The organism is Amycolatopsis kentuckyensis, from assembly GCF_041679295.1.
Classification (GTDB): Bacteria; Actinomycetota; Actinomycetes; order Mycobacteriales; family Pseudonocardiaceae; genus Amycolatopsis; species Amycolatopsis kentuckyensis_A.
Genome location: NZ_JBGDMD010000052.1, coordinates 1 through 308, shown reverse-complemented (window position 1 = coordinate 308; position 308 = coordinate 1). Strand labels below are relative to the sequence as shown.

Sequence of the window (308 nt, the reverse complement as noted above, 5' to 3'; positions counted from 1 at the left end):
TTCGTGAACAACCGACCCTCCAGGCGCCGGCCCCTCGTTCCACGCGGCCAGGCCGCAGTACTAGAGGAGGTTTTGCCAACCAAGATCAGCCATAACCAGTAGTTCCACAATTCCTTGAGCAAGCGCGGCAACACCACAGGCGGGTGTTAAACCGTGCCCACCCCACGCTCTGGTTCCGGGTATCCCGGGAACGTGGATGTGTTGTGCCCCTTAGAAAGGAGGTGATCCAGCCGCACCTTCCGGTACGGCTACCTTGTTACGACTTCGTCCCAATCGCCAGTCCCACCTTCGACCACTCCCTCCCCGAA

1 rRNA gene is annotated in these 308 nt (G+C 60.1%); it reads right to left on the bottom strand.

Annotation, left to right across the window (positions count from 1 at the left end):
- Positions 1-214: 214 nt before the first annotated feature.
- Positions 215-308, bottom strand: a 16S ribosomal RNA gene (locus ACERZO_RS50355); the annotation flags it as partial.